Origin of the sequence: Mucilaginibacter oryzae, assembly GCF_003148845.1 — a bacterium.
GTDB classification, from domain to species: domain Bacteria; phylum Bacteroidota; class Bacteroidia; order Sphingobacteriales; family Sphingobacteriaceae; genus Mucilaginibacter; species Mucilaginibacter oryzae.
Window position 1 is genome coordinate 1 of record NZ_QGHA01000015.1, and the last position, 19,771, is coordinate 19,771.

General features: G+C 43.8%; 22 protein-coding genes and 1 pseudogene. 6 read left to right on the forward strand and 17 right to left on the reverse strand.

Annotated features, from left to right (window positions below; all coding sequences use genetic code 11):
- From LX99_RS26170 to LX99_RS22775, 4 genes and pseudogenes are all read right to left on the reverse strand, one after another.
- Positions 1-137: pseudogene (locus tag LX99_RS26170) on the reverse strand (IS4 family transposase); the annotation flags it as partial.
- Between the two features lie 13 nt (positions 138-150).
- Positions 151-696, reverse strand: coding sequence for an IS630 family transposase (locus LX99_RS22765; RefSeq protein ID WP_109609976.1), 546 nt, complete (start codon positions 694-696; stop codon positions 151-153).
- 25 nt (positions 697-721) lie between these two features.
- Positions 722-1,201 carry a helix-turn-helix domain-containing protein gene (locus LX99_RS22770; RefSeq protein ID WP_109609978.1) on the reverse strand — a complete coding sequence of 160 codons (480 nt, stop codon included), beginning with the start codon at positions 1,199-1,201 and terminating at the stop codon, positions 722-724.
- 40 nt (positions 1,202-1,241) lie between these two features.
- Entirely contained in the window at positions 1,242-1,619 is a 378-nt protein-coding gene (locus LX99_RS22775) for a DUF4372 domain-containing protein (protein WP_109609981.1), read from the reverse strand.
- Positions 1,620-1,884: 265 nt separating this feature from the next.
- On the opposite strand from LX99_RS22775, the gene LX99_RS22780 reads away from it, so the two are divergent.
- Positions 1,885-2,514 carry a nitroreductase family protein gene (locus tag LX99_RS22780; RefSeq protein WP_109609984.1) on the forward strand — a complete coding sequence of 210 codons (630 nt, stop codon included), beginning with the start codon at positions 1,885-1,887 and terminating at the stop codon, positions 2,512-2,514.
- Positions 2,515-2,647: 133 nt separating this feature from the next.
- Here the strand turns inward: LX99_RS22780 and LX99_RS22785 are convergent, their stop codons facing one another.
- Entirely contained in the window at positions 2,648-3,661 is a 1,014-nt protein-coding gene (locus tag LX99_RS22785) for a LacI family DNA-binding transcriptional regulator (protein ID WP_109609986.1), read from the reverse strand.
- A gap of 160 nt (positions 3,662-3,821) precedes the next feature.
- On the opposite strand from LX99_RS22785, the gene LX99_RS22790 reads away from it, so the two are divergent.
- On the forward strand, positions 3,822-4,232 hold the full coding sequence (locus tag LX99_RS22790) for a response regulator (RefSeq protein ID WP_109609988.1): 411 nt from the start codon (positions 3,822-3,824) through the stop codon (positions 4,230-4,232).
- A 120-nt stretch (positions 4,233-4,352) separates the two neighbouring features.
- Positions 4,353-4,583: a hypothetical protein gene (locus LX99_RS22795; RefSeq protein ID WP_109609991.1), complete on the forward strand. Its 231-nt coding sequence runs from the start codon at positions 4,353-4,355 to the stop codon at positions 4,581-4,583.
- Between the two features lie 146 nt (positions 4,584-4,729).
- Here LX99_RS22795 and LX99_RS22800 read toward each other — a convergent pair whose 3' ends face one another.
- The 12 genes from LX99_RS22800 to LX99_RS22855 all read right to left on the reverse strand — a co-directional run bounded on the left by LX99_RS22800 (position 4,730) and on the right by LX99_RS22855 (position 16,488).
- Positions 4,730-5,467 carry a heavy-metal-associated domain-containing protein gene (locus LX99_RS22800; RefSeq protein ID WP_109609993.1) on the reverse strand — a complete coding sequence of 246 codons (738 nt, stop codon included), beginning with the start codon at positions 5,465-5,467 and terminating at the stop codon, positions 4,730-4,732.
- A 211-nt stretch (positions 5,468-5,678) separates the two neighbouring features.
- Entirely contained in the window at positions 5,679-6,239 is a 561-nt protein-coding gene (locus tag LX99_RS22805; RefSeq protein WP_109609996.1) for a helix-turn-helix domain-containing protein, read from the reverse strand.
- A 13-nt stretch (positions 6,240-6,252) separates the two neighbouring features.
- Entirely contained in the window at positions 6,253-7,320 is a 1,068-nt protein-coding gene (locus LX99_RS22810; RefSeq protein ID WP_109609998.1) for a serine hydrolase domain-containing protein, read from the reverse strand.
- A 128-nt stretch (positions 7,321-7,448) separates the two neighbouring features.
- On the reverse strand, positions 7,449-7,829 hold the full coding sequence (locus tag LX99_RS22815) for a hypothetical protein (RefSeq protein WP_146203198.1): 381 nt from the start codon (positions 7,827-7,829) through the stop codon (positions 7,449-7,451).
- Positions 7,830-7,834: 5 nt separating this feature from the next.
- Positions 7,835-8,569, reverse strand: a complete 735-nt coding sequence (locus LX99_RS22820; RefSeq protein WP_109610002.1) for a hypothetical protein — start codon at positions 8,567-8,569, stop codon at positions 7,835-7,837.
- A gap of 32 nt (positions 8,570-8,601) precedes the next feature.
- Complete coding sequence (locus LX99_RS25420; protein WP_146203199.1) at positions 8,602-8,805, reverse strand: hypothetical protein; 204 nt, start codon at positions 8,803-8,805, stop codon at positions 8,602-8,604.
- 56 nt (positions 8,806-8,861) lie between these two features.
- The gene (locus tag LX99_RS22830; RefSeq protein WP_109610006.1) at positions 8,862-9,677 is read right to left on the reverse strand and encodes a sterol desaturase family protein; all 816 of its coding nucleotides are present in this window, start codon (positions 9,675-9,677) and stop codon (positions 8,862-8,864) included.
- A gap of 272 nt (positions 9,678-9,949) precedes the next feature.
- A complete protein-coding gene (locus LX99_RS22835; RefSeq protein ID WP_022831151.1) occupies positions 9,950-10,729 on the reverse strand; it encodes a LytR/AlgR family response regulator transcription factor in 780 nt (259 codons plus the stop codon).
- On the reverse strand, positions 10,726-11,748 hold the full coding sequence (locus LX99_RS22840) for a sensor histidine kinase (RefSeq protein WP_109610008.1): 1,023 nt from the start codon (positions 11,746-11,748) through the stop codon (positions 10,726-10,728). The genes LX99_RS22835 and LX99_RS22840 overlap by 4 nt, the downstream gene beginning before the upstream one ends.
- Positions 11,749-11,932: 184 nt before the next feature.
- Positions 11,933-13,435: a TonB-dependent receptor gene (locus tag LX99_RS22845; RefSeq protein ID WP_211319079.1), complete on the reverse strand. Its 1,503-nt coding sequence runs from the start codon at positions 13,433-13,435 to the stop codon at positions 11,933-11,935.
- Positions 13,436-13,576: 141 nt separating this feature from the next.
- Positions 13,577-15,802, reverse strand: coding sequence for a S41 family peptidase (locus LX99_RS22850; RefSeq protein WP_109610010.1), 2,226 nt, complete (start codon positions 15,800-15,802; stop codon positions 13,577-13,579).
- A gap of 74 nt (positions 15,803-15,876) precedes the next feature.
- Complete coding sequence (locus LX99_RS22855) at positions 15,877-16,488, reverse strand: hypothetical protein (RefSeq protein WP_109610012.1); 612 nt, start codon at positions 16,486-16,488, stop codon at positions 15,877-15,879.
- 64 nt (positions 16,489-16,552) lie between these two features.
- Between LX99_RS22855 and LX99_RS22860 the strand changes: the two genes are divergently transcribed.
- From LX99_RS22860 to LX99_RS22870, 3 genes are all read left to right on the forward strand, one after another.
- Positions 16,553-16,810 carry a hypothetical protein gene (locus tag LX99_RS22860; RefSeq protein WP_022831147.1) on the forward strand — a complete coding sequence of 86 codons (258 nt, stop codon included), beginning with the start codon at positions 16,553-16,555 and terminating at the stop codon, positions 16,808-16,810.
- Positions 16,811-16,891: 81 nt separating this feature from the next.
- A complete protein-coding gene (locus tag LX99_RS22865) occupies positions 16,892-18,394 on the forward strand; it encodes a cryptochrome/photolyase family protein (protein ID WP_109610014.1) in 1,503 nt (500 codons plus the stop codon).
- 291 nt (positions 18,395-18,685) lie between these two features.
- Entirely contained in the window at positions 18,686-19,711 is a 1,026-nt protein-coding gene (locus tag LX99_RS22870; protein WP_109610016.1) for a hypothetical protein, read from the forward strand.
- The last annotated feature ends 60 nt before the right edge of the window (positions 19,712-19,771 follow it).

Sequence of the window (19,771 nt, forward strand, 5' to 3'; positions counted from 1 at the left end):
GTGATGTGTATAAAGGCTGGTATCTGGGTATTAATATCAAACAGTGCGTGGATCTTTATTCCTCCTTTTGTTTTACGAAACTTCGCCCACCAAAATACGCTTAAGCAAAGATCTATCGTAGATGAATCAAACGCATATATATAAAGTCCACTATATATTTACAATTAGTTTAGCAAGATTTTTTCCGGTTTCATTTTCTACCTGGAAATCCCGGATAAAGCGGTCAAAGTTTTTGAGTCTTTCATCCAGAGTTTGTACATATCTGTTATGTGTGATTTTTTTACGCATATACCACCAAACCCTTTCGATAGGATTGAGGTCTGGCGAGTATGGCGGGAGGTACAATAATTCCATTCTGTGTTTGTATCTTTCTAAAATAGGCTTTAGCCTTTTGGCATGATGATAAGGTACATTATCCAATACCATGAGTACTTTACGCCCCGGATATGCCTTAGTCACAAGTAATAAGAAACTGAAAAAGCTGGCGGTGTTGCCTTTATCGGCTTTGTCGGCAACTACAATCCCGGTTTCAGGCTCTATGCAACCAAATAACGTTTTCCTTTCCCGTTTTCTTTGCTTTTGATTGATCTTTGGTTGCTTGCCTTTTTCCGACCACATATACGAAACAGTTGCCATGTTCGATAAGCTTGCCTCATCCTCAAATACGATTACTGAATCAGCTTTTCGTGCTTCCAGAAGTTTTTTTTAACGTATCTACCTTTTATTCCCTGTCTCCTGACTCCGGATAAATACCCTTTCCTTTTTGAAAGGTCAAACCCAACTTCTTTAGAATGTTATAGATCTGCGCTTTCTTGTATTCGACATGATACGAATTCCTGATCAGTTCAATCAACAAAGGACCTGTCCATGTTGCACTGTTAAACCCATAATCTTCAGGTTGTTTGTTTAACAATATGGCCTTTATCGATTGTAGTTCATCTTCTGTAAGACGCTTGTTTCTTCCAGGTCTCGGTTTGTCAACCAAAGCTTCTACTCCTCCATTATTTAAACGATGAACCCAATTGCAAATTGACTTAAAGGATGTTTCATAAACCGCCTCAAGCTCCTGGGGGAGTTTCCCCAACGATACCTGATAGCAAGCATATAATCTGATGGCTTGTTGATACTTTTCGTCTTTCCTTAATAAAGACCGTAGTTCCTCTGATGTGTAATTCTCTATTTTTAATGTTACTCTGCTCATGCGAGAAAGTTACAATTTTTTATCTAATTGTAAAAAAATATTAGACTTTATGTATCTTGCCTTTTACCTCAAAATCTTCATTAGCTCGTTTATTCCGCGCAATGCCAATCAAGTGATAGGCGAACTCCTCGAATATTTTGCTGTCCCGGTTTTCATTGGCTTTCGCAAGATTACTGCGTGTTACGCTTTTTCCAAGCCCTAAATGATAGGACTTTTTACTATGGGCTTCCAGTGTAATGATCAAATCGCGTAAGCTATCCCGATTAGTAAGTTGGCCGAACAACATACATAACAACTGATTCCAACAGGAAAAATGTTTTACGTATTTATCGCCATCATATTTCTTTACGATCCCGTCAAATACACGTTGGGGAAGAAATGCGGATAATTGGGAGAATACATATTTGCCTTGGTTCATATCAGCCGGGTTAACCCACTAACGTAATCAATTCAAATCGTCACGCAACAAATTTGCCCTTAACTAATAGATTATCAATATTTTCAAAGAACAATCTTTGTTTTTTAATGGACACTAATGACCCAAAGTAATTATTAATCCCGTGACCTGAGCGAGTAAGTAAGGACAAATTCGACACGATACCGATTCTCTTTACAATTCCATGTCTGAATTTGCATGTTTAAACGTTTAAATTTGTTCTAACAAAGCAATAAAGAGAACAATCATGTCAATAGTAGAGAAATTACAGTGGAGATCAGCAGTTAAAAAATACGATCCCGATAAAAAAATAAATCAGCAGCAACTGGATTCATTAAAAACAGCTATCCAGTTGGCGCCATCATCTTTAGGCCTGCAATCATTTAAGGTGATCGTGGTTCAGGATCCGGAAACCCGCAAAAAGCTGCGCGCGGTTGGTTATGACCAGGCACAGATCACTGATTCCTCAGCTTTATTCGTTTTTGCCTCATTAACCAATCTTGACGAAGATTTCGGTAAAAAATATATCGACCTGGTTGCCTCAACCCGTAGCATCGCCCGTGAGGCGCTTAGCGGTTACGAGCAAATGGTATTAGGTACGCTGGCCAGCCGCACTGATGAGCAAAAGGTAATATGGTCGCACAAGCAGGCCTATATCGCTTTAGGTGTTTTATTATCCGAAGCCGCGGCAATTGGTGTTGATGCCACCCCGATGGAAGGTTTTGACGCCGGAAAGTTTGATGAAATACTCGGCTTAAAAGAAAAAGGTTTAACAACCTCTGTAATTGCAGCGGTTGGCTTTCGTGCCGAAGATGATGCTTACAGCAAAATGACCAAGGTACGCCGCCCGCAAAGCGAGTTGTTTATTGAGGCCTAAACTTTTTGTTCATGGATCACAATTGATGGTTCATGGTGATAAAAAAAGGCGATTGGATGATCGGTCCGGTCGCCTTTTTTTGGTACAGAGGCGCTTCTATGAACCATGATCTATCAACTATGATCCAACAAAGCTATGAACCAAAAGACGATGTACGGAGATAAAGCTTCGACTTTAATACGTGCTCTTTTTTTGCTACGCCATTGCCATTGTTTTCCAGCGCTTCAAAAAGCAGCGTGGCGGCTTTAACGCCCATTTCATAAGCAGGCTGCGTTACGGTGGAGAGGGCAGGAGCCAATAGCGGGGCTACCCTGAGGCTCGAAAAGCTGATCACCTTTAAATCGTTCGGGATTGAAATTCCGAGATCATTACAAACATAATACGTAGCGAAAGCTAAACGCTCAACCGAGCTGAATATGCCGTCGGGTTTAATTTCCTGTAGCACTTTTTTCAATATTTTATAGTTAACCTTTTCGTCGTTGCTGCAATCAATCACCAGGTTGTCGTCAAAAGGTATTTTATGTTTAGCCAGGGCGTTTTGGTATCCCTGCATGCGCACCTTACCTATCGAAATACTTTTATTTACCACCAGGTAGGCTATTTTTTTGCAGCCTGTTTTAATGAGGTGCTCGGTGGCCGAAAAACTGGCGTCATAATCATTGGTAGTTACCTTTGGCGCGTCGATGTCTTCATAAACCCTGTCGAAAAAAACCACGGGCACATGTTTCTTTTCCAGCTGGCGCATATAATTGTGATCGCTGGATTCTCCCGATACCGACATGATAATCCCATCGGCCTTGCCATTGTTCAGGTAGTTTACAAATGATACTTCTTTTTCAAAAACATCATCCGTACGGTAAAGCAAAATATAAAACCCCTTTTTTCGGGCTACTTCCTCAATACCGTTTATGGCCTGCGAGAAAAAATCGTTGGCTATTTCCGGAACGATAACCGCGAGCGTGTTAGTTTTTTTATCGCGCAGGTTACTGGCGTAGTGGTTGGGTAAATAATTATGCTGTTTGGCGTAGGCCAGTATCCGTTCCTTGGTATCCTTGTTAATATCAGTATTCCCGTTAAATGCCCTTGATACGGTTGATGTGGATATATTGAGCTCTTTCGCGAGTTTTTTAATATTGATACTATCCATTTTTCGGGGCGCAAAAACGTTTAATGAAAACCAAATGTAACAAAACAGTTCAATTGTGATTAAACATTTAGCTGATAATTGTTAAAATATCATTACAGAAACTCAATTAATCCGGACACTTTTTCTTGAGCGTATAACAACGCTAACCCTAAGTTAATCAATGGCATGGGCTTTGCAATACGAGGTTACAGAGAGGAGGAATAACATGGCCCGCAAGATTTTAATAGTGGAAGATAATGAACTGATGATAGAAGTAATGAGTTACATTCTTTATCATCACGGATATGAAGCGATCTTTTCAACCCGGGCCGAGTTGGTTTTTGACCATATTAAAGCCAGCCACCCGGATCTGGTGATACTGGATACCGAACAGGCCGGTATGGATAGCAAGGAAGTTTGCAGACTCATCAAACTTAATATAGCAACCCGCAAGCTGCCTGTGATCATCTGTTCGGACGGTGACGACAGCGACGCTGTTTTACACGATAAAGGCGCTCCTGATGGCATATTACATAAACCTTTCGGCATAAACAGTCTGATCCGGACGATTGAGTATCAGTTGGCAGCATAAACTTTTTTTAAATTAATGGCCTGTATAGTAGTTTTTTATAATTGATGATGGTTGATGCATTGCCGGGGATATTGTTTTTGAAACCGGGGTTATGTATGTTTACTGCCAGAGAAGATAAAGATGGGACTGCCACTACGAATAACCTTTAATGATACTGATTACGTGTATCAGCTCAATACCTCGCCAATTACCCCTGCCACAAGCGAACTTGAAATTTTATTAAATGGCGAGAAGATCATCCTGCAAAAAGATGCCCGCCGCGTTTGGGTACAGGCAGGTGAAGGTCCGCTAATTGAGCCCGAATTTGCCCAGGCCCTGGGGAGGTCGGTGGCGCTGCGGTTCAGGATGTGATAAGATAAAATACTTAGATCGAAACGTTTATTACTGAAAGTCGTCATTGCGAGGTACGAAGCAATCGCGAACTATACAGGGCGTACCTGCCTGCGTGCGATTGCTTCTTACCTTATAATGACGATCGGATGTTTTGTTGATCTATTTTACATTAACCCCAACATCACAACCCCCATCAAAATCATCAATCCATCCTCAATAATAGTCACCGTACTCATTGGTAAATTAAACACAGCGCCCAAACATGCGCAACGGATGTGCTGTTTGTTAAACACACTTTGCAGCACGCCAATAAGGCTGATACTCATTACCGCCACCATTATAGCGTTAACAATAACCGGAGCCAGATCAAGTGCGAAAGATATCCCCAAACCCAATTCAACAAAAACATATACAAAACCCCATCCTTTCCAGCGTTTGGCAACAATATCATACATACTGTAACTATCGGCAAAACCCCGGATATCGAGCAGTTTAAAAAAGGAGAACATCAGGAAAAAGCCGCTCATAAAAATACGCATCATTGTCATGATAGTGAAGCTGCTCTGGTATCCAGCTATTAGTGAGGCCGCCAAAAGATAACCGAAAATGAGCAGGATGGGCTTATAGGTTTGTACCCATGTGCGGTTTTCTTCGTCGGTGGTGAGGCCAGCGCTCATCTGGTGGTGATGGTTTTCGGCTTCGCTAAGCTGGTATTTAGGATAGGCTGCGAGGGCTTGTTGCAGATCGGCGGTGGCTACATGTTTTTTCATGCTGATGTCGGCAGTGCCTTCGGCCAGCGAGATCTCAACTTTTTCAACATTGGCAACCTGTTGTAAAAGGTCCTGAACTTTAGCCAGGCAACCGGTACAGGTCATCCCGGTGATGTTATAAGTATGTGTCATGGTAATTTTATTGTTTGTTGACACAAAATTACCGCGGGATGGGAGGGTAGATGTTACAGGATTATGGGTATGATTTATAAGATTTACATTTTAGCACGAATGCCTGGAAGGCTGATTAGAATGTAATCGAATGGACACGAATGCTTAGCGCGTTGATGAAAATTTAATCGAATTATACGAATTGATTTTGGGCAAGCATTCGTGTCAATATTTATATATCCTCCAAATTCTTCCGCTTACCACCCTGTAAAGCTTTAAATGCCGATGGCGTTAACCCTGTAACCTGTTTAAATTGGCTGGATAAATAAGCCACACTGCTATACCCCAATTGAAATGCAATTTCCGAAAGACTTAGCTCATTATAAACCAGCAACTCCTTCACCTTTTCAACCCTTTGGGCTATATGATATTTCTCGATAGTAGTGCCCTCAACAGCCGAGAACAGGTTGCTGAGATAACCATAATCGTAATTAAGCTTTGAGGTAAGTACCGCCGAAAGTTTTAATGGAGACTGCCCATCGGCATAATGTACCTGTTCGATAATTAAAGTTTTGATCTGCTCAATAAGGCGGCTTTTCTGATCATCGATGAGTTCAAAGCCTAATTCATATAATGATGAACTTAGCTGTTTAAGCTGAGCATCGGCCGGGGCCTGTTCCAGTTCCACCTCGCCAAGCTCAATGCTGAGCGGGTGCAGGCCGGCCTTTTCCAGTTCGCTTTTCACCATTATTTTACAGCGACGGCAAACCATGTTTTTGATGTAAAGCTTCATGGCAGCAAAAATACTATTTCACCGCTTCATCCACCAATTGCTTCAACTCCTTGTAGCGCTGCTGGCGGCCATCGCTTTTAATATAAAAACAAAGCATAAAGGCCGCGTAATGCTTATCATTATCTATCCATGGAAAACTCCCGAATAACCCCGGACTGCTCACCGTATGCGCATCAAACACCCACTCACCATATCCATAACCCAACCCACCGGCCTCGGCAGGAGAGTAGGCTATTTTAACATCGGGTGTAATACGGTTCACCTGCATTTGAGATATGCTGCTTTCACTCAAAATCCGTTTGCCGTTATATACCCCCCGGTTCATGATCATGGTTAAAAAGTTAAGGTAATCTTCGGGGGTGCTGTAAGCGCCGCCAGCGGGCAAGGCAACTTTAGCATGGCCAAAATCGGTGTTTTTCATGCCAAGTGGTTGAGCAATGCGCTCGATAAAAAGCGATTCAAAACTTTTGCAGCTTATTTTTTCGAGGATAGCACCGGCAATTTGCAGCCCGGCGTTGCTATAGTGAAATACCTTACCTGGGGTGCCTTCCATAGGCAGGGCCGCAATATCGGCCATGGCATCATCCATAAAGTTGTCCTGCCGCATCTCTTCCAGGCTTTCTTTTAATGGCGGGGTTTTAATACCCGTTTGGTGCGATAGGCACTGGCCTATAGTAATCATTCCTTTGCCATGCTGCGACAATACGGGCAGGTATTTGCCAACCGTATCGGTAAGTTTCAGTTTGCCCTCATCAACAAAGGTCATTACCAATGCGGCGCTCAGCCATTTGCTGCAACTGGCAATAGCTATTTTCGATGTGCTGTTAAAGTCATCCAACTCGGCCTTTTTACCTTGTTTGCGGGCTATCAAACGTGCAACAAATTTTTGTTTGATGTTCATGTTGTTTTCGGCATGGTTGTAAATCAGTTTGCCGTCTTTATAAACAACCAGCACAACCCGACCGCCCATTTCGGCGGCGTTATCTTTTAGCCAGGTATCAACGTTGGTAAAATTGTTTTGGGCCCGGGTTGCGGTGGAATAGATTGTTATCAAGAAGAGAAATAGTGATCTTAATTTCATATCGTGATTTATTTGTAAAAGAAAGGCTTCTCGTTTGTCATCCTGAGGAACGAAGGATCTTCTTCGCGTTGCATATCGGTTATACAGGGCGAAGAAGATGTTTCACTGCGTTCAACATGACAAGAGGGTTAACTCCCCATTTTCTCCTTCATCTTCTCCCGCATTTCGGCCTCAAAATCCTGGTATTGCTTAAACTGATCTGCGGTAAATACGGCTTTCAGCTCATTGTCTTTATCTTTTAACAGGGCTTTTGCCTGCTTAAACTTTTGCAACCGACCGGCATCGCCCTTAATAATTGGCTCCATTTTTTGGGCGTATTTGAGGTTGATGGCCTGCACTTTGGTTTGCTGATCAGTATTGAGCTTCAGTTTGCTGGTCATCATTTCGGTTTGAAATTGGGCGCGCTGTTCGGGTGTTTTATTTTTCAGGTCGGCTCCGGTTTGCGCCATCGCGGGGCGGCCCGCAAAAAGGACCAATGTTAAAATTGTTATGCCTAATATCTTTTTCATATTGCTTACCATTGAATATTGTATGATGCCCCGCTGTTTAAAATGAGGGTAGCCTTGTTATCGCCCTTAAACGAGATGGTGCCATTAAAGTTAAAACTTTTGCCCGATGATGATGCACCGCTGATAGCAACGGCAGCCGTTCCGGATAAAATTTTGAGTGTGGTTTTATCAACATTGATATTGCTCGATTTAATGCTGAGCGTACTGGTGAACGAGTAATTACGGCCGATGCGGGATGTTTGGCTGCCGTTGCGGGTGTAGGTTGTGTTAAGTATATAAGCGGACGCGGTTGGTGCAAGACCGGTTAGAACAAAGCCGCCGGTACTGTTATCGTTCGATGCCATACGAGGGCCATCATACTGGCTTTGGCCGCTAAAGTTGAAAGTAAGATCATTAGGTACGGCGCCCGAGCAATTGAGCAGGTAATTCCAGTTTAACGAATAATTATATGCCTGACTGGAACCCGCTACGCTTGATTTGGTGATGGACGAATCTTTAGCCACGCCGCAGCTAAGCTTAACGTTTTTATAAATAGTTACCGAACTGTTAACCTGCACTACAAACCCGCCGCTGGCCGGTATAATGGCATTGGTGGCCAGTTCGGCGGCATCGGCCTCAGTAACTGTGGTGTTTGATGTGCCGGAGGCGTTATCCTTTTTGCAGGAGTTTAAGCTAAGTGCTAAAATGGCTGCTATAGCCAATGCGCCCGATACTGCTTTGGTTTTAAATGTGTTTTTCATGATGTTGCTTGTTAATTGGTTTATGTGTTTTATTAATGATGAACTACTATTACCCGGCGGCGGGCTACTACAACCGGGCGGGCCACTACCACGCGCCTAACCGGGCGAACGATAACGGTGCGTGCCGGAGCCACTACTACACGGCGAACAGGTCGCCTTACAATCACGCGTGTTTGCGCTTCTGTTTTTACAATGCCTGCAAGGGCGAGGCAGATAATTAAAATGATCTTTTTCATGATGTTTGGTTTTTAATGTTATTTATAGGTTTGACGCCGATTTGATAGCCAGGTTTTTATATCTCCGGCGAAGCTGAAAAAGGAGGGGTTGAACTGACTTTTCCACAAGGCGAAGTTTTAGGCTTAACCCAATTGATAAACCCCTGCATTACCAGCCTGAAAGGGTTATGGCTTAAAAAACCGGTAGTTAAACCGTAACGTACAGGTTCGGTTTCGGGTTGATAGGTGCCGAAAAGCCTGTCCCAGATAATGAATACGCCGCCGAAGTTTTTATCAATATAAATAGGATTACTGCCATGGTGTACCCGGTGGGATGATGGCGTATCCATCACTTTTTCAATAGCGCCAAGCTTGCCGATGGCCTCTGTATGTAAAAAGAACTGGTAGCCGAGGTTAAGCACATACGATATCACAATAAAATTGGTAGGTAAGCCAAGCAATGCCGCCGGTATAAAAAACAGCGGACTAACAATGGCCGAAAACCAGTTTAACCGATAAGCCGCCGTAAGGTTAATATTCATTGCCGAATGGTGGATTAGGTGAAAAGCCCAAAGCGGTTTCCAAACATGTGATACGCGGTGAAACCAGTAGTAAATAAAATCGGCAGTGATAAAAGTGAGCAGAAATATCCAACCGTTATGTGGTAATTTGATGGGCGATAAGGCGGCAAAAAAGCCAAGAACGGCGAGCTGATACCCTGCAAAAATATACTTGGAAAACTGAAAGCCGGCAAATACAGCAAGGTTGGCCAGCGTTTCTTTTACCTCGTAAGCGTGGCGCTCCTTTTTCCAGCTCCAGATAATTTCGGTAGAGATCAGTACCAGGAGAAATAACAGGATGTATATTCGGTATGGACCTATGTGGTGTTTCATTTTTTAGTGTTTTAAATTCTAACCCGTTGTCATTTCGACGAACTGCGAAGGGTGGCGCGGGAGAGTGAGGAGAAATCTTCTACGCCCTGTTAGGCGGATATGCAAGGCGTAGAAGATTTCTCTTTCGCCCCAATGCTCGGAATCCTCCCGGCTGCTCTATCGAAATGACATTTTTTATTTTAGTTGCAAGGCAACAGGAATAAAAGTACACAGCAAACCCACTCCGAGACCTGCAAATCCCGGTGAGGCTGAAAAAGAAGGGGATGAAGTGTTTAGTTGTTCATCCAGCTTTTAAACTCGGGTGCGCGGGCTTTGCTGATGAGGATCCGCTCGGCAGGTTCGGGATTGATTTTAACGGCCAGGCGGCCGTTGAAATAAAAATCAACTTCGGTTATGGCATCGCGGTTAATAATAAACTGACGGTTTGCCCGGAAAAACAGCTGCGGATCAAGTTGCTGCTCCAATTGTTCCATCGTAAACTCCATGATGTACTGGCGGCTATCGGTGGTATGCGCATAAACAATTTCGTTGGCGGTATAAAACCAGGCTATCTTATTAGCCTCTACCGGGATCAGTTTTTCGCGAAAATGGACCAGGAATGATTTTTTGTAAGATCGGGTAAGCTGGCTAATCTGCGCAAGCAGAGCCTCCATATCAGGAGCAACTGTTGCGGGTTGTGATTTTGAAAAGAAGTTGTGATACTTTTGCAGTGCCCGTTCAATCTCCTGTTCATCAAAAGGTTTCAGTACATAATCAATACCGTTGTTTTTAAAAGCGGGCAGGGCATAATCATTATAGGCTGTGACAAATATCACCGGCTTGCTGATGCTTACCCGCTTAAATATATCAAACGATACGCCGTCGGCCAGGCGTATATCCATAAAAACGAGGTCGTACAGGCCCTCGTTGCCTGTAAACCAATTAATGCTTTCGGTAACCGATGGCAGGGTGCTTGCTATAATTATACCCTCATCCAACTGTTTTAGGGTGCGGATCAGCGCGCGGGCCGTGGCCGCTTCGTCTTCAACAATTACAACACGTGGCGATATCATACTTTAAGCGGTAGTTTAACAATGAAGTCATCTGCGGTTTTAATGATCTCAATTTCCCGACCCGTCATTATTTTAAAACGCTCGTTTAGGTTGGCCAACCCGATGCCGGTGCTGTTTTCGGGCGAAGATATTGGCTGCAGGTTGTTGCTAACCACCAGCAAACCGTTAAACACATAGATATTTACAACAAGCGGATCGTTAAGTGTGGCGGCATTATGCTTAACCGCGTTTTCGAGCAGGGGCTGCAGCGAAAGGTGGGGCAGCTGATAGGAGAGGTAAGCGGAATCTACATTAATGTTCAGCCTGAAAGCTTTTTCGAGCCGCATAGTAACCGGTTGCGCGAACGAGCGGAGCATGGTTAGCTCATTGGCTACAGTAACGAGGTTCACTTTGGTGCGAACGAGGGCATACCGGAAAACATTCGATAATTCCTTCAGATATTTTTGCGCCATAGCCGGATCTTCTGCAATGATGGCCGAAAGGCTGCTTAAAGAATTGAACAGAAAGTGCGGATTCATTTGCTCTTTCAGCAATTCAAGTTCTGAAGCCATATAGGCTGTTTTTAACCGGGCGTTCTCTAAATCTTTTTGCCTGGTTTGGCGAAGTAAAAAAACGATCCTGATCAATATAACAATCAGGATGCAGCTAATGCCAAATCGTGTAAAATAACCCGCGGCCAGCCCTCCCGGAACGCCATCATATCCAAACCAGGCACGCTGTATAATTAAGCCTGTTACCAGGCTTACCAAAGCAACAAGCGCGTTGCAAAACAAGTACGCCCAATAACGTTTTTGATCTCGATAAACGGACAAATAACCGCCCGGTTTTATATTGAGGTAGAAGATGAGACAGCAAAAAGCGGCGTTATAAAAAGCCTGGAAACACCATTCGGCAAGGTTAAACTTCCAGTAGTGGGCAACAATACCGTTTTCGCGCAGGGCCAGTAGTTTGCCCGAGTTTACCATCAGCCCAATTAGTAATGAACTGTATAAACAAATACGCTTTTCGGTGTTATCCATCAGGTAAAGCTAATTGAATTCATTACAACTGTAATGAATTAACCCGGCGAAGCTGAAATATTGACCGTTGAAGCGGTATAAAACGCGTGGTTTAAACCACGATACCTTTCCCTTTTAAAACAGCATGAATGAGAAAGATATCTCCAGGCAAAAATACCGGCCTTACCGTTTTATCGCCTTAAAATTAAGCGATATCTATCTCCGTCCTCGGGTCGGCCTCTTTTTCGGCAGCCAGCTTTTGCTGGGCAAGCACCTCCGGCGATTCGCAGGCATAGCCAAACAGGCAGCGATCTTTAATAATGGCTGCTACCTCCGGCGGTACAAATTGCTCCCAGCCTTCGGCTCCCTGCTTAATAAGCTGCAGCACATTATCGGTATCAACATTCAGGTTATTTTCATTATAGTGCCTGATATCTTCAATTTTGTTGTTGGCTATCAGGTAGCGGTATAAATCAATGAGGTGGGCCGGTAAGTAAAAGCGTAAACAATTCCAGATCACGCCGTCGCGCAGGGTTGGGTAAATAAACAGTTTTACCTTGCGGCTAAACAACGTAGCGAATGATTCGAGGATGCCGCCCGGAAGGTCTTTATAATGCTCTTCAGAAAATATGTATTCGAGGTTAGGGAAGCCCAGCACCACGCCCATTTTAAGCTTGGTGATTTTTGAAAGGTAGGCCACCAGCTTATAATACTCATGAAAATTGGAGATCATTACCGTTTGCCCCAATGAGCAAAGGATATCTACACGGTCAAGAAAATCCTTTTCGTCAATATCGGCATTGATATCGGCATTGCGTTCTTTTAAAGCCTGTAGGGTAAGTTCGGTAACTACCACTACGTTATCCTTGTCTACATCGGGTTCCTGCAAAAACTGCTTTACGCCGGTATTGAGCATATCCATATGCACATTAATAACCGGGCGGAAACGGCCGCGTACCATTACCAGGTGCTTTTTATATAAAGCTTCGGATGGCTGCTGGTTTTTTCCATCGGGGCCAAACAGCGCGGCATCCGAAAAACCGTACTTTACCAGGTGCAGGCTCATCAGGCGGTTATCTACCTTGGTAAAGTTAGGGCCTTCAAAGCGGATCATATCGATCTGGATCCTGTCGCGCGAGAGGTTATCCATCAGCGAAAGCAGGAAAACCGGTGGAATTTCATTGTAATAAAAACAAGCATACATCAGGTTTACACCTAATATGCCTACCGCCTGCTGCTGCAGGTTGTTATCATTATCCAGCAGCTTAACGTGGATGATCACATCATTATACTGCCCGTTTGGCTCCAGCTGAAAGCGTACACCCATCCAGCCGTGCCCTTCGTTGGTTTTATTGTAATTAAGCGCCGATACGGTATCCGCGAAAGCGAAAAACGTTGAAGTATCGCCACGCTGGGCGCCAAGGCGCTCCATAATGAGGCCATATTCGTGGGCGAGCATGGCCATCAGGCGGGGTTCGCTTACATAGCGCCGTGTTTGCTGCACACCATAAATGGCATCAGAAAAAAGCATATCATAAGCCGACATGGTTTTGGCGATGGTGCCCGATGATGCACCTGCTTTAAAAAAGTTGGCTGCTACGTCCTGGCCGGCGCCAATTTCGGCAAATGAGCCATAAATTTCGGGGTTAAGATTAATGGCCAGTGCTTTTTGCTTGGTCCCAATATCTTTATTGTGAATGGCATTCATACCCAATTAAATTATAGTTTGCGGTTAGTCAACCGTGCTAAGAAGACCTAAAATTACACTTTTTATTGCAAAGAGGTGTTAAGATAATATCACAAAATGATAAAGCGCTGGTTTTAAATGTATCGATGACATAAAACGATTTTATTTACCGTTGATTATAGCTGTTGCCCTTTCAAGCAGCTCATCACGCCCGGCGCGGATTCCATTTATGGTTGGTTCGATGTGCTCATCTATTTTTACACCCTTACGCTGGCTTTCAGTACCGTCGGGATATAATACTCCTAAAGCGGATATACCGGTGTGGAGGCCTCCGGGGAGCAGGATCGAAGCAACGCCGCCATCGGCCCCCGCGGTTATACTTCCAATCACCTTTACATCAGGCGAACTTTGAAACTCCATAGTGGTGTATTCGGCGGCGCTTTGCGTGGCTTCGTTTACAATAACAACAACTTTGCCCTTGTAGTTATCTTCAACAAGGATAGAGAGCGGGGCGCTAATCTCCATTAAGCCAGGCGACAAAAGCCCCATCGTTCTGAATTTAACAAAAGGGCGTATACCGGCTTTGCTAACAGGTATAAACCAGTAAGGAACGGTTTCTGATGGATAGCAACGCATATCTATAATAATCCCTTTGGTGCCGTTAAATAGTTGTTTTATAACAGGCAAGTCGCGGTTATGATACCTGCCGGGGTATAAATAGCCAATATTGTTATTAATGAGCTTGTAGGCTGGTTTTTGGTAATTGCTGTCTGCTAATTTTTCAAAATTTGCGTGGCCGGATATAATGGCGCGTATAGAACCCTGTTTGTCTACACCGGGTTTTTGTATACCAATTTTAAAGTTGGGGTTGTTGCTGCGCAGCAAATATTTTAAAGGCATATCGCGCAGCTGGGTTTGATAATTGGAGGCTGAAGTTATAGGTAAATACTTTTTGATGAGCGCGGCAACGGGCTGGCCGTTAATCGATGTAATAACATCGCCAATTTTAAAGCTTTTACGTACTATGTCGCTATCGGCTATATAACCCGTAATTACCAGTTTACCTTGTATAAATTTAGCCGTGAAGGGTGTTAGGTACTTACCGCGATAAGCTTCAAGTTCGGGCGTAGTCCACAGATCGGCATGGGTATCGTGGATGCTGGAAATAAGGGCGAGCGTGGTTAAAACATATTGCTGCGCGTTATTATCATTTATAAACTGTGGGATGAATTGAGGCAGCACTTTGTTCCAATTACCGGTTAAATGGCGGTAAGGGTAAAAATACCTGATCATGTTCCAATACCTGAAAAGGCAAAGCAGCCTGAAGCCCGCATCCGGATATTTCATCAGCGCGTAATCCTGTTCGTGTTGAAAAACCGGCCCGTTGGGGAACGAGATGTAAAAATTTTCAACATCATGATAATTGAGCACATTACTTAGTTTGGCAGTAAGCGAAGGGCTGAGCACGGAGCGGTCAAAAAGGTTTCCGTAATCGGGCAATATACTCTCGGTGTTGCCTCTGTACGGTTTGCAGGTAGGGCAGGGGTTAAATGTGCCAATCCTGTCAAGCCATTGTTCAAGTACCTTACTTAGCGTGGTATCATCATTTGCTTTTAACACACCCGGCATTACCCGGAACAATTCGGCATCCATATTTACATTACCCACCGAAACCGCGCTATGGTGATACTTTATAAAACCCCATACCTGTGCAAGCATAGTTAAATTAAGCAGTTTGCGCGGCGTTAATTTGATATCGTTTATGCCCGAGCCTTTGTTAAAAACGGTATCCCGCTCGGCTTTGGCAAGCACTATTTGCTTTGGTGCAGCCTCATTTATCGGTTTCCCGTCGATATAAAGGCGCACGTTATCAACCCAAATTTTCCCTTTACCTATAAGGCGTGCACCGCCTACAATTTTGGTGGCAATCTTATCGTTATAAGGCAGTTTAATGCTGTATTCGGTAAAGTTGGTGGTGCCTTTTATTTTTTGATTGCTCATATCGTCGCCGGCTTCGGTACCGGTAACCTGGAGCCAGAAGCCTGCCCAGCCATCTACATTTTCTGTTTTCAGATAACCGCGTAATTCAATTTCTTTTCCTTTAAATGTTGCGGGGATATTAAAGCCAGTGGCGCCTATGTCAATATCCTTGCCCTTGTTGCTGATGGATACGGAATATTTGCCTTCCTGTTTAATAACACTATCTAATTTGAAATTATAGATATCGGCCACATCGGCGAGGTATGTCCATCCGGCAGGAAACGGGCGGGCAGGGTCGATAGTTTCCATATCGCCCCGAAATTTTACCTGGGCGTAGGATGGATTAAATGCAAAGAAAAGAACTAAAATAACGAAGGATTTACTGAGCATAGCGCGTAATTGAGGCATAGGTTTTGGTTTGTTGGTTGCTGTTTAAAACGGATAAGCAATTCCAATAATATCTAATAGTACAAATAATTTTCCTACTGCTTCCGCATCGCGATATTTTTATGCACCCACATTGCCTCTTCCTCCGGCGATGTGGTATCTACCGTGCTGCTTACCCGGCTAAAAGTAGCAGCCGGAAAGTCATAAGGCTGGCTATCGTCAAAAAACGGCCCGACAACGCCCAGTATCCAGTTGCCGTTGGCCCAATGCGGCGCGTAAACCCGGTATTTAAATACCTCGTAATGGATAAAATTACCGCGACCGTCAAAATCAATTGTAACCCTTTTAACATGCTCAATTTCATCCGGACACGCATCCAGTTCGGTAGGAAACTCCAGCCATTGAGCCAGCGAGCTTTCAGCGCCTTTTATCAGGGTAAAATACTCTTGCGGAAAAAGATCCAATAACATAAGCTCTTTCAAATACAAAAAGGTATCATAGCGGGTAAGCAGGTTTTGGGCAAAGGGTAACACATCTTCGGCAGTAAGGCCTTCACGGCTTTCCGTTTTATTATAAAGCGGCAATATCCTGGCAGATCGCTCCAGTTGCAGCCTCTGCTTTTTTTTGTTAACATCAAACAGCCTGAAAGCCGCGAAAGCTATAATGAAAACAATAATGGTGATGACAATGAGGCTGGTTTGATCCATAAGGTTAAAGATAAGTTTAGTTTACGGATTAATAATATAGCATTTGTGTATTTACATTTGCACTATGAAAAATTTTAAAGTTGAAGCAGAAGGTGCCGAGTTTGATTTTGTAACCATGCATGTGCGCGAGGTAAGGCTGTTCCAGGTGTATGTACAGCACGAGGGTGTTACCCACCGCTTCCACATGCAGAAGAACGAAGAAGGCGACTTTAAAATTACCGATAAAGACCATTGCCCGGCACAATACCACATTGCAGAAGACCTGTTAAGCAAAGCCATTAAAATTTACGGTGGGGAAGAGCGAAAACCCGCTTCGGTTTAAACTAAATTTAAAACCCGGTGTTTAGCTTGTTTACTCAACGCTTATAAGCCAACATCTTTTACCGCGATTATTGTTTAATACATGGAACAAAGCAGCATCACCCTCATTTTTCCGCACCAGCTATTTAAACATCACCCGCAGGTAAGGCCGTCAAGGCCGGTTTATTTGGTTGAGGAAACCTTGTTTTTTAACCAGTACAACTTCAACAAAAAGAAACTGGTGCTGCACCGCGCATCCATGAAGTTTTATGCCGGTTGGTTAGCCGGACAACATATCAACGTAAATTATATTGATGCCCGGCAACCACTTGCCGATGTGCGGGCGCTGATTGCTGCTCTGGCTAAAAACGGCATCACACATATTTACTATGCCGACACTGCAGATAACTGGCTGGAGCTGCGGTTAAACCAGGCCTGCGCTAAATACAATATAGCGCTTAACAAACACAGCAGCCCCAATTTTTTAAACAGTGTGGAGGAGGTAGCCGGTTTCTTCGACAAAAAGAAAACCTATTTTCAAACAGATTTTTATACGGCCCAGCGTAAGCAGCGAAATATACTGCTGGAGGCCGATGGTAAGCCCATTGGCGGTAAGTGGACCTATGATACCGAAAACCGGCTTAAATTCCCCAAAAACGGCGTAGTGCCATTGTTGGATGTCCCCGCCGAAAACGGGTTTTTAAAGGAAGCGCGACAGTATGTAGATAAAAACTTTGCCGGTAATTATGGCAGCACTGCCTCGCCGTTTGGTAATATGGGCGGGTTTTACCCAACCACATATCAGGAAGCGGAACAATGGCTGGATAATTTTTTAAAGCACCGCCTTTATAACTTTGGTATTTATGAAGACGCGATGGTGGCTAATGAAAGTTTTTTATACCATTCGGTTTTAACACCCATGCTTAATATCGGGTTGCTTGATCCGCAGCAGGTAATTAACCGGGCGCTGGAAATAACGGCCGACGCCGACATCCCCCTCAACTCGCTGGAGGGATTTATACGGCAGGTGATGGGCTGGCGCGAGTTTATCCATATTGTTTATGAGCGCGAAGGTGTAAAGCAACGCACTAAAAATTACTGGGGTTTTAAGCGCCGCATCCCGCCATCATTTTGGGAAGGGAATACCGGCATCCACCCGGTTGATGTGGTGATTAAAAAAGTACTGGCTACAGGGTACAACCATCATATTGAAAGGTTAATGGTGATGGGCAATTTCTTTTTGTTGTGCGAGTTTGATCCGGATGATGTGTACCGCTGGTTTATGGAAATGTATGTGGATAGTTACGATTGGGTGATGGTGCCCAACACCTACGGCATGACTCAGTTTGCCGATGGCGGCCTCATGACCACCAAGCCCTACATTAGCGGCAGTAATTACCTGCTGAAAATGGGCGATTGGAAAAAGGGCCCCTGGCAGCAAACCTGGGACGGCCTTTTCTGGCGGTTTATGCACATGCACCGCGACTTTTTTCAGCAAAACCCCCGGTTAGGCATGCTGGTGAGAACCTTTGATAAAATGCCGGCGGAAAAGCAGAAGGAGCATTTGAGTAACGCGGAGAAGTTTTTGGAGAAGTTGGATGGATAAGTTGGCGTGTAATTGGTGTTCAAGGCAAAGTATTGGCTGATGCTTATGTTAAACGAGCGATATTTACCAGCCGTTTTTTGGTATCGATCATCATTTCCCCCGAAGTTTCTCTTCCATACTTGTTATCGTTTGAGCAATATTAAAATGGTTATCTTTAGATTGCCTATTTGGGCGGATGCTTATGCAGCTTAAACCATCTCAAATAAATTATTTATATATCTTGTTGTCCTGTTAGTTTCCAGCGGTTTAGCGTGAAATGAATAGGTTTATTGATTAACATCACCAAAAGCCATGCGTAAATTAATACTGTTATTCATTATAGTTGCATTTATTGTTTTAACTACAAATGCCCAAAGCATCTACAAAAACATTCCCTTACCTAAAGACATCGCAGGTTTAAACGAAGAGTTTTCGGGCATGACCATCTACGGCAACCGTCTCTACCTCGAACCTCAATACGGCGATCATAAGGAAAGCAAGCTTGATGGCGTATTTAATTTGTACAGCATCCTTACCGACAGTGTTAACAGGGTTATTGAGGGACGGGATACTTCGTTAACGACATATCGAACCATCAGCGTAAAAAATTTAAACCTGCTGGCCGATTCCATAAAAGCAAGATACGAAGGTTTTGAGGCCATAAGCATTGTAAACAACACTGTTTTTCTTTCTATCGAAACAGCGGATCAAGATCGGTACTGCTTTTTGCTGAAAGGTAAGCTTGATACCCTTAAAAACGAAGTGATTATTGATCCTGTGCATTTCATTTCCTTACGGAGATACCCTGCCATCAGCAATGCCGGTTTTGAAGCGGTAACCTATCTGCCTAAAGAAAATAAGCTGCTGGCATATTATGAATTTAATGCCATGCCCAACGGCGGTTGCGGATATCTGATCGATACCTCGTTCACCAAAACTCCGGAAAAGGTAAAAGCACCATTTTTATATTTCAGGATAACGGATCTCGCTGCCGCGGATGACGGCCACATTTATGGGATCAATTATTTCTGGAATGGCGATTATAACTCTTATCTCAACAATCAATGGGTGAAATCACCGGAGGCATCAATCATTAAAACCATCCCGGAGTTGGGGGAGAAGTTGAAAACCGATCCTGAATATCTGAAAAAAAACACCTACGCCGCTATTGTTATGCTGGATAGCGCTAAAAGCCGCAAATGGAAGTACCTACGCTCGTTTGATGGGTTTAAAAATAACTGGGAGGGTATAGCGCTGTTTAAAAAAGGTGCGTTGGTGGTTACCGATGCCAACCGGAGCAGTAAACAGGTTTGTAAGTTGGTATATGTGGATTTTTAGAGCAAAATTCACCAGTGAGTTCAACAAAAAAAGCCGCTTATCGCGGCTTTTTTTATATAT

Bases quoted from the DNA above. Each gene is read 5' to 3' on its own strand.
- LX99_RS22820 (WP_109610002.1), bottom strand. From the start codon at position 8,569: ATGAAAAACACATTTAAAACCAAAGCAGTATCGGGCGCATTGGCTATA.
- LX99_RS22850 (WP_109610010.1), bottom strand. From the start codon at position 15,802: ATGCCTCAATTACGCGCTATGCTCAGTAAATCCTTCGTTATTTTAGTT.
- LX99_RS22830 (WP_109610006.1), bottom strand. From the start codon at position 9,677: ATGAAACACCACATAGGTCCATACCGAATATACATCCTGTTATTTCTC.
- LX99_RS22790 (WP_109609988.1), top strand. From the start codon at position 3,822: ATGGCATGGGCTTTGCAATACGAGGTTACAGAGAGGAGGAATAACATG.
- LX99_RS22865 (WP_109610014.1), top strand. From the start codon at position 16,892: ATGGAACAAAGCAGCATCACCCTCATTTTTCCGCACCAGCTATTTAAA.
- LX99_RS22870 (WP_109610016.1), top strand. From the start codon at position 18,686: ATGCGTAAATTAATACTGTTATTCATTATAGTTGCATTTATTGTTTTA.
- LX99_RS22780 (WP_109609984.1), top strand. From the start codon at position 1,885: ATGTCAATAGTAGAGAAATTACAGTGGAGATCAGCAGTTAAAAAATAC.
- LX99_RS22845 (WP_211319079.1), bottom strand. From the start codon at position 13,435: ATGAATGCCATTCACAATAAAGATATTGGGACCAAGCAAAAAGCACTG.
- LX99_RS22810 (WP_109609998.1), bottom strand. From the start codon at position 7,320: ATGAAATTAAGATCACTATTTCTCTTCTTGATAACAATCTATTCCACC.
- LX99_RS22800 (WP_109609993.1), bottom strand. From the start codon at position 5,467: ATGACACATACTTATAACATCACCGGGATGACCTGTACCGGTTGCCTG.
- LX99_RS22860 (WP_022831147.1), top strand. From the start codon at position 16,553: ATGAAAAATTTTAAAGTTGAAGCAGAAGGTGCCGAGTTTGATTTTGTA.
- LX99_RS25420 (WP_146203199.1), bottom strand. From the start codon at position 8,805: ATGAAAAAGATCATTTTAATTATCTGCCTCGCCCTTGCAGGCATTGTA.
- LX99_RS22770 (WP_109609978.1), bottom strand. From the start codon at position 1,201: ATGAGCAGAGTAACATTAAAAATAGAGAATTACACATCAGAGGAACTA.
- LX99_RS22855 (WP_109610012.1), bottom strand. From the start codon at position 16,488: ATGGATCAAACCAGCCTCATTGTCATCACCATTATTGTTTTCATTATA.
- LX99_RS22785 (WP_109609986.1), bottom strand. From the start codon at position 3,661: ATGGATAGTATCAATATTAAAAAACTCGCGAAAGAGCTCAATATATCC.
- LX99_RS22840 (WP_109610008.1), bottom strand. From the start codon at position 11,748: ATGGATAACACCGAAAAGCGTATTTGTTTATACAGTTCATTACTAATT.
- LX99_RS22835 (WP_022831151.1), bottom strand. From the start codon at position 10,729: ATGATATCGCCACGTGTTGTAATTGTTGAAGACGAAGCGGCCACGGCC.
- LX99_RS22795 (WP_109609991.1), top strand. From the start codon at position 4,353: ATGGGACTGCCACTACGAATAACCTTTAATGATACTGATTACGTGTAT.
- LX99_RS22805 (WP_109609996.1), bottom strand. From the start codon at position 6,239: ATGAAGCTTTACATCAAAAACATGGTTTGCCGTCGCTGTAAAATAATG.
- LX99_RS22815 (WP_146203198.1), bottom strand. From the start codon at position 7,829: ATGAAAAAGATATTAGGCATAACAATTTTAACATTGGTCCTTTTTGCG.
- LX99_RS22775 (WP_109609981.1), bottom strand. From the start codon at position 1,619: ATGAACCAAGGCAAATATGTATTCTCCCAATTATCCGCATTTCTTCCC.